Origin of the sequence: Weizmannia acidilactici (assembly GCF_008974225.1) — a bacterium.
In the GTDB taxonomy this organism is placed as follows: Bacteria; Bacillota; Bacilli; order Bacillales; family Bacillaceae_C; genus Weizmannia; species Weizmannia acidilactici.
Genome location: NZ_BKZR01000064.1, coordinates 1 through 13,909, shown reverse-complemented (window position 1 = coordinate 13,909; position 13,909 = coordinate 1). Strand labels below are relative to the sequence as shown.

12 protein-coding genes and 1 pseudogene are annotated in these 13,909 nt (G+C 45.3%); 5 read left to right on the top strand and 8 right to left on the bottom strand.

The features are described from left to right. Positions 1–120 precede the first annotated feature (120 nt). The 3 genes and pseudogenes from GBH70_RS15680 to GBH70_RS15670 all read left to right on the top strand — a co-directional run. Positions 121–404 (top strand): annotated as a pseudogene (locus tag GBH70_RS15680) (IS110 family transposase); the annotation flags it as partial. Between the two features lie 1,305 nt (positions 405–1,709). Next, a complete protein-coding gene (locus GBH70_RS15675) occupies positions 1,710–4,784 on the top strand; it encodes an Ig-like domain-containing protein (protein WP_151681903.1) in 3,075 nt (1,024 codons plus the stop codon). 667 nt (positions 4,785–5,451) lie between these two features. Continuing rightward, positions 5,452–6,042: a hypothetical protein gene (locus GBH70_RS15670; protein ID WP_151681901.1), complete on the top strand. Its 591-nt coding sequence runs from the start codon at positions 5,452–5,454 to the stop codon at positions 6,040–6,042. Here GBH70_RS15670 and GBH70_RS15665 read toward each other — a convergent pair. The 8 genes from GBH70_RS15665 to GBH70_RS17425 all read right to left on the bottom strand — a co-directional run bounded on the left by GBH70_RS15665 (position 5,964) and on the right by GBH70_RS17425 (position 12,959). Continuing rightward, positions 5,964–6,758 carry a DUF2935 domain-containing protein gene (locus GBH70_RS15665; RefSeq protein WP_151681900.1) on the bottom strand — a complete coding sequence of 265 codons (795 nt, stop codon included), beginning with the start codon at positions 6,756–6,758 and terminating at the stop codon, positions 5,964–5,966. The two genes, GBH70_RS15670 and GBH70_RS15665, sit on opposite strands and share 79 nt — an antisense overlap. Before the next feature lie 187 nt (positions 6,759–6,945). Further along, a complete protein-coding gene (locus tag GBH70_RS15660; protein WP_013860840.1) occupies positions 6,946–7,743 on the bottom strand; it encodes a glycerophosphodiester phosphodiesterase in 798 nt (265 codons plus the stop codon). A gap of 19 nt (positions 7,744–7,762) precedes the next feature. Continuing rightward, entirely contained in the window at positions 7,763–9,106 is a 1,344-nt protein-coding gene (locus GBH70_RS15655) for an ABC transporter substrate-binding protein (protein ID WP_151681899.1), read from the bottom strand. Between the two features lie 263 nt (positions 9,107–9,369). Beyond that, on the bottom strand, positions 9,370–10,188 hold the full coding sequence (locus GBH70_RS15650) for a carbohydrate ABC transporter permease (protein ID WP_013860838.1): 819 nt from the start codon (positions 10,186–10,188) through the stop codon (positions 9,370–9,372). After that, positions 10,185–11,123, bottom strand: a complete 939-nt coding sequence (locus GBH70_RS15645; RefSeq protein ID WP_151681898.1) for a carbohydrate ABC transporter permease — start codon at positions 11,121–11,123, stop codon at positions 10,185–10,187. Before GBH70_RS15645 ends, GBH70_RS15650 begins: the two co-directional genes overlap by 4 nt. Beyond that, a complete protein-coding gene (locus tag GBH70_RS15640; RefSeq protein ID WP_253694004.1) occupies positions 11,120–12,214 on the bottom strand; it encodes an ABC transporter ATP-binding protein in 1,095 nt (364 codons plus the stop codon). The genes GBH70_RS15645 and GBH70_RS15640 overlap by 4 nt, the downstream gene beginning before the upstream one ends. Positions 12,215–12,426: 212 nt before the next feature. Beyond that, the gene (locus tag GBH70_RS17430) at positions 12,427–12,564 is read right to left on the bottom strand and encodes an Ig-like domain-containing protein (protein ID WP_244490548.1); all 138 of its coding nucleotides are present in this window, start codon (positions 12,562–12,564) and stop codon (positions 12,427–12,429) included. Positions 12,565–12,593: 29 nt separating this feature from the next. Next, positions 12,594–12,959 carry an Ig-like domain-containing protein gene (locus GBH70_RS17425; RefSeq protein ID WP_253694001.1) on the bottom strand — a complete coding sequence of 122 codons (366 nt, stop codon included), beginning with the start codon at positions 12,957–12,959 and terminating at the stop codon, positions 12,594–12,596. Positions 12,960–13,237: 278 nt separating this feature from the next. Here GBH70_RS17425 and GBH70_RS17880 point away from each other — a divergent pair, with 278 nt between their 5' ends. Continuing rightward, positions 13,238–13,330: a hypothetical protein gene (locus GBH70_RS17880; RefSeq protein ID WP_367592358.1), complete on the top strand. Its 93-nt coding sequence runs from the start codon at positions 13,238–13,240 to the stop codon at positions 13,328–13,330. Between the two features lie 65 nt (positions 13,331–13,395). Then, the gene (locus GBH70_RS15630) at positions 13,396–13,809 is read left to right on the top strand and encodes a dTDP-4-dehydrorhamnose 3,5-epimerase family protein (RefSeq protein ID WP_367592357.1); all 414 of its coding nucleotides are present in this window, start codon (positions 13,396–13,398) and stop codon (positions 13,807–13,809) included. The last annotated feature ends 100 nt before the right edge of the window (positions 13,810–13,909 follow it).

Below are 13,909 nucleotides of genomic sequence, written 5' to 3'. Positions count from 1 at the left end.
AGAAAGTGAGTGCGAACGTACTTTACAATCCGTCTAAGGACCATTGAGAGGAAAAAATCATCATCGAACGTACCTTATAAGCCGTCTAAGGATCGTTGGGAAGAAAAAATCAGCATCAATCAAACAACCATCACCAAATGGGGACGAAAGAGGCTGCGAAGGGCCTTGGAAGGGCCTTGTATCTGGCAATTCGCCCACTGGTTGTGCATAATCCGACGTTTAAAGCCCTGCATCAATATTATACAAAACGCCCTGAACGCCCATTAAAAAAACAACAGTCTCTCATTGCCCTGTGCTGTAAGTTATTACGAGTCTTGTTTGTCATCGGCAACAAGCAGTGTGAGTTTGATGGTTGCAAATTACTACAAGGTCTACCTCAAATAGAAGCATTACAGGCAGCTTAAGAAATGTAAGATAACTCTTGATAACTGCTTCATTTCAAAACAAACACCAATAGTGCAGAGCCGGAGTTCATTTATTCCGTTCGGGCATAAGACCCAGCAAAGGAGCATATCCGGCCTCCACCTCATGGATACGCAGGACGAAGGAATGTGTGGACCCCGATCCTGGAAGACATAGGAGGGTGAGCGACCGTGAGTTATGTGGAGTATTTACGCACGGTTATATCCATTTATTTACCAAATATACCCAATTTGGTTGTTAGGATGGACCTCACCCTGAAAGAAAATTGTGCCTATATCCATTTAGAGATGTGACAACTTTTATGAAATTTTGAGAATGAATGAGAAGTCAAGAGATAATTGTACTTTATTGAAGGAGGAAAACCATGGGAGAGAAAAAGGAAGAAATACTTATCAACTTAAATAATGGCTGGCCATTTTATACAAACGAGTCTTTTTCATGATGTTGGTTGCAATTGCAACCGCAGCAGCCACTGATGTCGTCAGTTGCGATTTTCACACGCCTGTCTATGAATCTTCTACACAAGGAAATTACTCGAAGTAAATACTTTTTCTCTATATTTTTCGTGTTCATCCATTTTGTTTTATAGGCACGTTATATGAGATTGGTGGTGTTTTATGATACCAAATATCGTGAAAATCGATTTTTCTGTGAAAAAATGATGGCCCATTAACGGAGTCTTAAATATGGGGAAAATTTTTCGTAACCCTATAGCCAGGTATGTAATAAAATAGTATGATTTTAGATTAAGAGGGGGGATTTTTTTGAAGAAAATAAAAAATATGCTTAAGTTATTGTTCGTTTTGGCCCTGATTTTCGGGCTGCCTGTCGGGGTTTATGCGAACGGATCCACGTCCACGGATCAGCAGAATGCAAGAAATACGATAAGTTTGCAGTCCAAAATCATTCAAGGTGCAAAACCGAATTATGTGGACAAGTCGGGTAGTCAGAGTTACTTAAATCCGGATGATTATCCGCTTATTAACCCGGGTGGATATGTAGGCGCTTTAACAGACAGCTGGTATAGCACCCATTATCTTACATACGGATCGACAACCTCGTATTCCGATACGCAAATGCTGTTTACGCTCCTGCATACAGACACGGACTATTACAAAGACCCTTATTTGGAAATTGAATTTTATACGAATCATAACGGGACAATGGATTTTGTCGGGTATTTTGAAAAAGATATTAGTGCGTATACAGGCACTGTAAGCCTTGGGTTCATTATAAACAAATCATTTTTCCAAAATGACCCGTATATTTACGTCCGGGTAGGCACATTGAGCAGCCTTTCTGATTATTACTATTCGGATGTAACATATTTTAAAGTCGCAAATCCGTTTTATCAAGGTGGCACACCAACAACCGGTTCGAATTACTACGAATTGATCAGCAATGAATCTACTGACGGGAATGCAACGGAAAGCACGGGTTCATTTGCCATCCAGAACGATGAATATGCAAGCAGCAAAAATTTAAGCCGGTCTGCGTATCAAATGGACTACGTTGTCCCGTTTGATACGAAAAAATATGAAAGCCGGTCATTGAAGAAAAGCACGAAGTCCATCCAGGCAAACTATCAGGTCGGGGACAGCAAATCTTTTTATGTCCAGAATCTCGTAACGGGCGCATACTCTTCGATGAGCGCGACGCTCCTGTACAGCGGCTCCCATGCCGATGTATGGGTCAACAACAATGAGATTACATCGGATGAAGCTGCGCAGCTCGGCAAAGAATTTGATAATAAAATTTACAGCTCCGATGTAGACAATTTTGGCTCACCGTCGGATATCGACCAAAACGGGAAAGTCAATATTTTATGCTACGACATCCAGGACGGTTTCAGTGGCAGCGGAGGCTATGTGGCCGGCTATTTTTCTCCGCAGGATTTGTACAATGTCAGCTATTCCAACCGTTCGGAAATTTTTTATATTGACACATATCCGCTCATGGGGATTGGTTCTTCAAAAGATGTGTCGCAGGCATACTCCACTTTGGCGCACGAATTCCAGCACATGATCAATTTTAATCAGAAAGTTTTCGTGCAGGGGCTGACGGATACCGATACATGGATGGATGAAGGCTTATCCATGGCCGCCGAACAAATTTATACGGGAGAAGCACTGCAAGACCGGATCGATTACTATAATGAAGATTCGGATATCACGAACGGCCATTCTCTGTTGTATTGGGATTATGACGGGGACGTTTTGGCCAACTATTCCCTGTCGTATCTCTTCATGGAATACTTGAAAGACCAGTGTGGACGGGGCAACAGCATTTTCAAAGAACTGATCAATGATCCGCACAGCGATTATCAGGCGGTTCAGGATATCATCCATAAATATGTCGGGGAAAATATTTCCTTTGGGCAGTTTATGACCGATTTCCGCGCCGCACTAGTGTTAAAACAGGATACGGGCCTGTACGGCTTTAAAGGCGATTCCGCTTTTGACGGCCTTAACATTAAAACGTACAGCGGATCTTCGCTGAATCTGAAGGGCGGCGGCGCCGTTGTCAAAAGCTTGGGCTCCAAAGATGATTTTTCCGTTCCGGCAGATAAAGGCCAAGATATTACTTATACGCTTTTGGATGCTGGCGGCGGGAATGCAACCGCACCGGCAACTCCTGTAGTGAATGAAGTCGGCGACAGCGACACGACTGTAACCGGGACGGCCGATCCGAATGTGACAGTTTCCGTTGCGGTAAACGGCACAGTTATCGGTTCCTCTGTTTCCGGCTCTTCTGGAAATTTCTCGGTAACCATTCCGAAACAAAAGGCGGGCACCGAACTGCATGTATACGCTGTGGACAGCAATGGCAACAAGAGCGGCGAAGCGGTTGTCACCGTTAAGGACAAAACCGCACCGGCAGCACCGGTTCTCAATAACGTCAGCGATGCGGATACATCTGTGACTGGAACCGCTGAAGTAGGCGCGAAGATTACGGTAAAAGCGAATCATGCTGTCATTTCAACAGGGTACGCAACTTCATCCGGAACTTTTGCAATTGCGATATCGAAGCAGAGAGCCGGTACACAGCTTTCGGCATATGCAGAAGATGCCGCTGGGAATATGAGCCCTGAAACGACTGTAACGGTCATTGATAAAACAGCACCGTCCGCTCCGAGAGTGAATCCGGTCAGTGATGCAGATACAACGGTTACCGGGACAACGGAAGCGGGTGCGAAAGTAACGGTGCAGTCGGGATTAGCAGTTTTAGGCACGGCAACAGCCGACAGCACCGGCGCCTTTAAAGCAGGGATTGCAAAACAAAAAGCCGGTACAAAACTTACGGTGTATGCCCAGGATGCGGCAGGCAACAAAAGCGCGGGCACAACTGTGACGGTGAGCGATAAGACCGCTCCTGCAGCCCCGAAAGTAAACAGTGTGACGGATGCAAGCACAACCGTAACAGGTACAACGGAAGCCGGCGCAAAAGTCACAGTACAATCGGGCTCTGCCATTTTAGGAACAGACACGGCTGACAGCAAGGGAAGCTTTAAAGTCACGATTGCGAAACAAAAAGCGGGGACAAAACTTACGGTGTATGCCCAGGATGTGGCAGGCAATAAGAGTGCCGGGACAACCGTGACCGTTATCGACAAAACAGCACCTGCTATTCCAAAGGTCAATACCATCAGTGACGCAACGACATATGTCACCGGCACGACGGAAGCAAACGCTGCGGTCACGATTAAAAGAGGCAGCACAACCATTGGAACCGGCATCGCCGACAGCAAGGGCAACTTCAAGATTAAAATTGCAAAACAAAAGGCGGGAACAAAACTGGTTGTATATGCTAAAGATGCCGCCGGGAATACAAGTGCAGGCGCCAGCGTGACAGTCATTGATAAAACTGCACCGGCAGCACCGACCGTTTACACCTTTGGGGATAACCAAACCACTGTCACCGGGAAAGCCGAAGCCGGTGCCAAAGTGACGATCAAATCAGGTAAAACAGTATTGGGCTACGGCTACGCAAGCAGTAAAGGCACATTCTCAGTAAAAATCAAATCCAAGCAAAAAGCCGGCACAACTTTGACGGCGTATGCTACAGACAAAGCCGGGAATACAAGTACAGGCAGGTCGTTTAAAGTCGTTGACAAAACCCCGCCTGCGACACCAACCGCCGGCACCGTAACGTATAAATCAACAACTGTATCGGGTAAGGCCGAAAAATATGCAACGGTTTATGTGTACAACGGCAGCCATTACGTCGGCAAAGCAACGGTCAGCTCAAAAGGGACTTACACCGTCCATATGAAAAAACAGAAAAAAGGCTCCACGCTCAAAATTTACGCGAAAGACAAAGCGGGGAATAAAAGCGGCTACCGATACGTGAAAGTGAAATAAGAAAAACGACCTATGGGAATAAGTAGTTCAGTTTTCGTGGAGAAACAATAGAAATAGCATATCAATTATAAGGTGCTGTCCAAAAAGTCCTTTTTAACAAGAAAACCCGCCCGAGAAATTCATTTTTCTCGACGGGTTTTCTCATTTAGAGTAAAACTAACCCGGTGAAAGGGTACTAAGAAGTTATGTCAGGACCGATAGAAGAAAAATACACAGGGGGAAGTGGGGCGTTCCCCTTTTGAAAAATTCCTTAAAAAAGGCGTACAAATCTAAAACTCTGCCAGACCCCCATCCAACATAGGAAGATTCAGCGGAACCTAGAGAGAAATCAGCGTAGCAGGGAAAAAGTAAGAGTAAGGGAGACAGCCTTTTTGCAGAATTCCTAAAAACCGGGTGCAAACTCCGGAACTACGGCCGCTCTCCCAGTTTTGAACTGAGGAATCAGCGAAAGTGGTGGAAAAACCGGCGGACATGTGCGGGAAATCAGCGGAAATGCCAAAAAAATCAGCGGAAAGATGCGAAAATCAGCGAAAGGAGGAAAAAGCAGGGGAAAGAGATGCCCCCCTTTTGAAAAAATCTCCAAAAACGGCGTTCAAGTTTACAACAACGTCTGATTGCCCTGTCTAGGCAAAGGAAATCAGCGGAACCTAGGGAGAAATCGGCGGACATGTGCGGGAAATCAGCGGAAAGATGCAAAAATCAGCGAAAGGAAGAAAAAGCAGGGAAGAGATGTCCTCCCTTTTTGAAAAAATCTCCAAAAACAGCGTTCAAGTTTACAACAACGCCTGATCACCCCATCCAGGCAAAGGAAATCAGCGGAAATCTCGGAAAAACCGGCGGACATGTGCGGGAAATCAGCGGAAATGCCAAAAAAATCAGCGGAAAGATGCGAAAATCAGCGAAAGGAGGAAAAAGCAGGGGAAAGAGATGTCCTCCCTTTTTGAAAAAATCTCCAAAAACGGCGTTCAAGGTCCTCAAACTTAGCGGAATAAGAAGCATTTATTACGCCCGAATAGTGTACACAGTCACTTTATATCCGCGAAAAGGGCCTGCAACCTATCACCAGCTTGAAATGGTGCCTTTCCTCAAAGATGTGTCACTTGTTGTAGCCACAAAAAATCCACCATATAAGGAAGGTGGAGGAAGAAAAGCGGCATTACATCTACACTTCGAGGAGCCTCATTCTTGCAACCTGGGCTTTGCCGGGTTACAGTTTGGGTACTCCAGTTCTGTAGACTCTGCTAATTTATTCAAATAGTAACATTCCTCTCTCATCATATGATCGGCCATCAATGGCGCAAAAGATCCTAAAGCCTCCTTGCTTAACCGAAGTTCTTCAATTTCATGCAAAAAGTTCATGAAAAGCGCCATTTCCAGAGAAATATCCTGACCAAATTTCTTCAAAGCAGGGAAAGTGGATAATCTCGTCCGCAAAAATCCAGCCATTTCCACCGCTTTTAAATAGAAATCCTCAAAGTCCTTTGTGAATGCATCGCTTTTTCCTTTCATTTTCTTTTCAACCCGGTCAAGATTACTTGAAATGGCACCGGCATGGCCTGCTGCATCCAACAGCCAAACCAGATGGTGATGCACCTCGTGGACAACAGGTGGAACTTCACCCTTTTTTAAGTATTTTAGAACACGCAAATATTCATCTAATTCATTGACCATATGGTTAATAAAACTGGGCGTCAAATGAATGGTGATTTTCCCGGTCAACTGTTTTCTGATGATCGAAAGTTTCAACTGCCTTAATTGCAATGCTTCTTCATCCGCTCTTTGGCTTAAGCGGATGAGATCGGCATTTTGTATACTTCTAAGCAGTTGATCAAAGACTTGAATAAAATAACGCGTTTGTTCAATTTCTTGTTTTTCCTGCGGAGCGAGTGAATCATGAATAAAACGTGCGTGATCTCCCAATATTTGAAGCCAGAAGCCATGTTCAAATCCTGCTGCCTGTTCAAAATTTGCCATCCGGCATTCTCTCCTTTCGTGCACTCTTATCATCTTATGGATGCCTGACGGGGATTATGATGGGTGCCTGACAGACGCCAGACATAAAAAAATCCCCGCCTAATTGATGCAGGTAGGGATTGGTCTTTCAATATCGCCATTGTTTTGGCCATCATGGTTATTCCGGAGCTTAAATTCGTTTAATGCTTCAATTGAAAACTCCGGAAAAATTGATTCCGGCATGCTTGACGGATTGGGCATGTTTCTTTTTTAACTCCAGCGCCTTTTCCGGGTAGTCCGTGATAATACCTGCCAGCTTCAGGTCCAGAGCTTTTTTAATGGAACGGGCGGAATTCACTGTCCAAACACGTACCGGAACCGAATGTTCTGTCGTAAATAGATTGGATTTGCTGATTAAAAACGACCGGTTCAGGTGTAGTCCGGACAGCTGGTGATCTTGAATCATACGCTCTAAATCCAAATGGCGCTTCGATGTCAAAAAAGCAGTATGTGCCTCCGGGTCTAATGTTTTTATCCTTATCAGTGTTGAAAGATTAAAAGATGAAAAAATGATTCTTGATTTTAAATGGTACCTTTCCGAGAGCTCCAAGGCCTTTTTTTCGATGCCGGGGTAGGAAAACGTATCTGTCTTCAGCTCAATGTTCAAGGAAACCTGGTAATCCGCTGTCAGTTCCAGCACTTCCTCAAGGGTGGGGACCGTTTCCTTCTCCCAGGATGAATCATAAAAAGAGAGATGTTTGAATTTCTTGCCGGCGCTGTATTGTTTGATTTCGTTCAAATTTAAATCTTTCACATAACCGCTGCCTGTAGTCGTTCTGTCGAGTTTCTCATCATGGATCACCACCAGTTCGCCGTCTTTTGACATGTGGACATCCAGTTCTAAGCCTTCCGCTCCGATGTGACAGGCATGGGCAAAACCCAGCAATGTATTTTCCGGATGGGTTCCCTTGCTGCCGCGGTGCCCGAATATCAGTGTTTCTCCCATAAGCGCATTCCTCCGGTTATCATTTTCCGTTTGCCTGGTTGGCTTTTTCAATGGCCTGGTTGGTTTGTTCTACAGCTTTATTCAGGGCTTTGTCAATGTCTTCGCCGTTATAGACACTTTCCATGGCCGATTCCACAGCGGTTCTTTCTTCCGGAAGGCTTTGCATCAGCGCGCCCTGTGTGACCGGCGAAGTATGGGTGGCTTGTAATTGCTGCACCGGAACTTGCAACTGCGGCACTTTTTGATAAGCTTCTTTTACAAGCTGGTCATCGTATGCTTTCGTGTTAATGGCAAAATAGCCGGTGCCTATGTGCCATTCAGCCTGTACGTGAGGGCTTGCCAAATATTTCATGAAATCCCATGCCGCTTTTTGTTCGGCGCTGCTTTTTCCTTTTGACAGCCACAGGCTTGCACCGCCGATGGCAACCCCGTTCCATTTTTTGCTTTCCGGATGCGGCAGATAAGCTACACCGACTTTAAATTTTGCGTTATCGACAACGTCCCGGATGCTGGCGGACGATTGGATGAACATGGCCACTTTGCCTGCAAGAAATCCCGCTGTCATATCATCAGCCGCATTCGTGCCCGTGCCGTAATCGACAAAAGTTTTGTCTGCAATCATGTTTTTCGCCCACTTGAGAATGTTTTTTCCCGCTTCGTTATTGAACACGGACTTTGTCGGCGTTCCGTCATGTCCGTTGTTTTTATTGACCAGCAGTGAACCTTGATTGGCCAGCAATTCTTCAAAAAGCCAACCATACGGCTGCAGGGCAAAGCCTTTCATTTTTCCATTGCTGGAGTCTGTTACTTTTTTTGCATATGCTTCAATCTGTTCAAAAGTGACATTTTTCGGATCGATGTTGACGCCGGCTTTTTTAAGGGCATCCTCGTTGTAATACAGGACAGGTGTGGAGGAATTAAACGGCATAGAATATAGTTTTCCGTCCACCGTATAATAATTTAAAATATTCTTTTCCAAGTTCGAAGTATCATAGTGATCTTTGTCAATGAATTTTTGGACAGGATCAATAAAGCCGCTGTTGATCATTGTCTTGGTCCCGATTTCCTGAACCTGGATGATGGTAGGGGCTTTATCCGTACCGCCGACACTTAAGTATTTTGGCAGGGATTCCGTGTATTCCCCCTGGTATTCCGTTTTTACGAGCACTTTATTCTGTGACTGGTTGTATTCTTTCACAATTTGATTGAGCGTTTTTTGCGGCTCTCCGCTCATGGAATGCCAAAACGTCACCACGATGCGGCCGTTTTGTTTCGTGGTGGTCGCCTCTGTATTTGCGCCACAGGCAGCAAGGCTTAAGGTAAGGCAAAGCATCATAAAAATTGCAAGGTATTTTTTAATCATTTTGCATCCTCCTTCAATAAAGTTAAGTTTTCTCTTGAATACTCACTCATTCTCAAAATTTCATAGGTGTTTAATTTACACCAAATAGCTATCACATCTTCAAACGAATTTATGCAGAATATTATTATAGGTTATGGACCATCCTAACGACCGAACTGGATAAGTTTGGTAAATAAAAGGATATAACCGTGCGTAAGATCTCCACACGACTCAAGATCGCTCACCCTCCTATATCTCTCCGGATCAGGGTCCATACATTCCTCCTATTTTATCGAGCCTTCGGTGAGGCCTTTTTGCAAATGTTTTTGACCCGCAAATAAGACGAGTAAAGTCGGGATCGCGACAGTGACCGCACATGCCATGATCATGCCCCAGTCGTTCAGCGTTTCCTGGGATTGCATTTGTTTGAGCCCGATCTGCACGGTGCGGGCTGTATCATTGGTTGTGACCAGAATCGGCCATAAATACTGATTCCACGTCGTCAAAAAGCTGTATGTACCTAACGTAACAAGGCTGATCTTCGACATCGGCAGCACAACTTTCAGATAAAATTTCCAATGGCTAATGCCCATCAGGTCGCTTGCTTCTTTTAACTCCATTGGAATTTGTTTGAAATGCTGCCTGAGTAAAAACGTTCCAAATGCGGAAGCGATAAACGGCAGGATGAGTGCAGGATACGTATTCAGCCAGCCCAGATCCCGTATCGTCTCAAAATTGGGGATCATCTGCGCCTCAAACGGAACCATCATCGTGGAAATAAACAAGTAAAACAGCAGATTTTGCCCTTTGAATTTTGGAAACACAAACGCATATGCAGCAAGGCTCGACAGCAGCAGCTGCCCGGCCGTGACAGCCAATGAAACAAGAACACTGTTCATCAGATAATGGACGAAAGTCGTGTTTTGAAAGGCTTCAAGATAATGGTTTAAACTGATATGCACTGAAAAATAATGTCCGGCTACAATCTCTTCCTGCGGTATGAGGCTGATGGACAGGCCGAGCAAAAACGGGCTGCCAATCAAAAGCGCAAAGAAGATTAAAACAGCGTACAGGCCGGTCTTCGAGACAAACGTTCTCATCATTGGTAATGCACCTTCTTTTCCCCCGCCTTAAATTGGATGATCGTTAAGACAAAGATGATGACAGCTAATATAACCGCTTCGGCACTGGAGGTACCAAACTGGTGGTTGATAAAGGCATCCTGGTAAATGGAATACACGAGCAAATTTGTGTGATTTGACGGGCCGCCCTTTGTGAGCATGTCAATCTGCCCGAATGTTTGGAAGGCATTGATCACCGAAACGATGATGACAAAAAACAATGTCGGCGATAACAGCGGGAGTGTAATCCGCCTGACCTGCGTGAGATACGGAATCCCCGTAATTTGCGCACTTTCATAAAGGTTTTGGTCAATGTGTTGCAAGCCGCCCAAGAGGATTAAAAAAGAAAAGCCAGTGTTCATCCACACGGTGGACAGCGAAATGGAAAACAACGCCCAATGCGGGTCGGTTAACCAGCTGACCGCAGGAAGGTGAAAGAGCTGCATCAAACGGTTCATCAGTCCGATGGAAGGATTAAATAAAAACATCCAAAAAACGGAAGCCACGGAGACGCTGATCCCCATTGTTGATGCGAAAATGGTTCTGAAAAAGCCGATTCCTTTTAATTTTTCATTGGCGAGCAAAGCGAGAAAAAGCGAAATGATCACGGTTGCCGCAACTGTTCCCGCAGCAAACATCAGCGTGTACAGCAAACTTTGTCTGTAGTCTGCGGATGTGAACAGTTCTTTAAAATTGCTGAGTCCGGCGAACACGGTTGGATGCCCGGCAAAATCGGTCAGATAAAAACTGAGAAATACCGTCCGGAACATCGGGTAAAAAATGAAAACGGCCAACAAAATGAGGGATGGAAGCAGAAACAGCCATCCGGTCACAGCATCCCCGTATCGCCTCTTTGTCTTCTTCTCCTGTTCCAATTGGGCATTGATCGCTTCTCCAGCAGATAAATTTTGTATCATACCGAAACCCCGCCTTTTTCCATATTGAAGGCCTTTTCGCGCGTATCCGGATCAAAAAAATGGACATCCTCCGGAGAGAAGTAGACCGTTATCCGGTCATCCGGATCAAGCTGCCATTGTCCGGCCCATTTTGCTTTCCACTGTGTATTTCCGAACGCAAACCAAATAATCGTTTTGTCGCCAAGTTGTTCGGCGGACTTGACGGTTGCCTGTATTGCAGCGTCGCCGCTCTTGGCATTCGGTTTAAAATGCTCAGGCCGGATGCCAAGGATGCATGTTGGTTTGGGAAAAGAGAATCCTGGCTGAACGGCCGGACCGTCCGGAATCCTGAAACGTTTTCCCTCTTCAACATACGCTTCTGTGAAATTCATTTGCGGCGATCCGATAAAAGAAGCAGCGAATTGATTTGCCGGATCATTGTAGATTTCGATCGGCTCTCCGATTTGCTGGATCCTTCCTTCATTCAAGATCATGATCCGGTCTCCCATCGTCATCGCTTCCACCTGGTCGTGGGTAACGTAAATCATCGTTAACCCGAGCTGGCGCTGCAGTTGCCGGATTTCCGCCCGCATCTCGGTGCGGAGTTTCGCATCCAAATTCGAGAGCGGCTCATCCATTAAACAAATCGGCGCCTGACTGACAATCGCCCTTGCCAATGCAACCCTTTGCCGCTGGCCCCCAGATAAAGCGCGCGGTTTTTTTTCGGCAAATGGCTCCAGTTGGACAAGTGCCAGTGCATGTTTAAGCCGCGCTTCTTTTTCCTGCTTGGTGAGTTTTTCTTTCGAGTTAATGCCAAAAAGGATATTTTCCCTTACCGTCATGTGCGGATAAAGGGCGTAATTCTGAAATACCATCGACACTTGGCGGTCTTTCGGCAAAACATAGTTTGCCGGCCGGTTGTCAATATAGAGCTGGCCGCCTGAAATGTCTTCAAGCCCGGCAATCATCCGCAAAATCGTGCTCTTCCCGCATCCTGAAGGGCCGACAAGCACAAAAAATTCTCCTTGCTCAACCGAAAAGTGAATGTCACTTAAAACAGTTGCGCCTTTCCCGTAAGACTTCGAAACATTGACCATCTCGATTTTCGGCACGAAGCTTTCCTCCTTACTTATCAATTTGCAAATTCATGATAGCACAAAAAAAATCGCAAAACTGCGATTTCAAAGGAACTTAACTTAATATTTACAAAATTTTTAAGGGGAATGATTTTGACGTTTTTGATGGTGCTGGGGGAAAGGCTTGTAATATAAGAAAGCGCAGAGGTTTTGGCCCCTGCGCTTCTTGAATCGTTACACGCTTTTTGCTATTTCACTTTTACTGTCCGATATCCGCTAATATTGCCGGATTTATCCGCGGCTCTCACTTTAATCGTGGTGCCTTTTTTCGTTGGGCTGATTTGGATTTTATAATATCCGCGCTTGTCGGCTTTGGCAGAGCCGATTTTTTTGCTGCTTGCATAAGCAGTAACGGTTACGTATGCTTCTCAATGATGTACTTGGAAGTGTGGCTGACCGCGTAAACAGACGGTGTGCCTGGTGCGATTCTGTCAACCACCGTTACACTTTTTGTGCTGCTGGATCCGTAGCTGTTTTTCGCGTAATTATAAATTTTCGTGCCGGCTTTGTGCTTCGGAATCTTGACTTTATATTCGCCTTTACTGTTGCTTGTGCTTTTATACGTTTTCGATCCGATTTTCACATATACGGTACTTGATTTGCTTGTTTTCCCGCTAACATAAGTGCTGCGGTTGCCGACCGTATGACGGAAGGTGTTGAGGCCGGTGATCCAACTAAGGTAAGGGGGATCCTTTGTTATCACAGGTTGGGTGTTAGACATAATGGAATGAAAAACTGCAATATAGAACGGAGCAAAATGGTTAACTTGAATGTCATCCTCTGTTCGAGACGAAAAAGAACGAAAACGGCATATTTTTAGCATGATGGCCGCGATCTCCTCTTAAACGTCACCGGCCCGGAATTTCCCGCAAAGACAAAACGTGGCAAACTCCCGCGTTTTTCCATTCAAATCATCATATAGAAAGAATAACTTCTTAGTTAAAATAGCGTATAGGGAAGATTTATGAAAACAGCAAAACCCACTCGGAAGGCGTTTATGTGATTGATCCGGCTGTTTTCGGCGATCGCCGCGGCTGGTTTATAGAAACTTATAATGAAAAAACGATGTTTAGCTTGCTGACCGTGACGTAGTAAGGCGGGTTTATGGAAACTTATAATGAAAAAACTTTGCGGAGGCCGGGATCAACATCCGGTTTGTGCAAGATAACCAGTCTTTTTCCGCCGCAAAAGGGACATGGCGAGGCCTGCATTACCAGATGAACCTGATAGCCCAATCTAAACTTGTTCGCTGCACAAGAGGGCGGTTTTTAATGTGGCGGTGGAAAAGCTCCACATATGGCAAGTGGTTTGGAGTGGAGCTGAGTGTCGAAAATAAAAAACAGCTCCTGATTCCAAGAGGTTTTATGACCTTGACGGATGATGCGGAGGTACAATACAAAGTAGATGAATTTTATGCGTCAGAATACGAATGCGGAATCCGCTGGAATGACCCTGCGATCGCGGTTGAGTGGCCGATCCGTGACATCCATCCGGTTTTATCGGTGAAAGTCGAAAAAGCGCCGCTGTTGGAAGAAGCGGAAATCATTTTGTACACGGGGAGTAATCCATGAACATTTTCGTGGCAGGATACACTGGAAGGGAAAAAGCGCCGCCTTGAGATGGTTGGCCGAAAATTTGAGAATGTCAAAACAAAAGCTGCAGGATAACGGT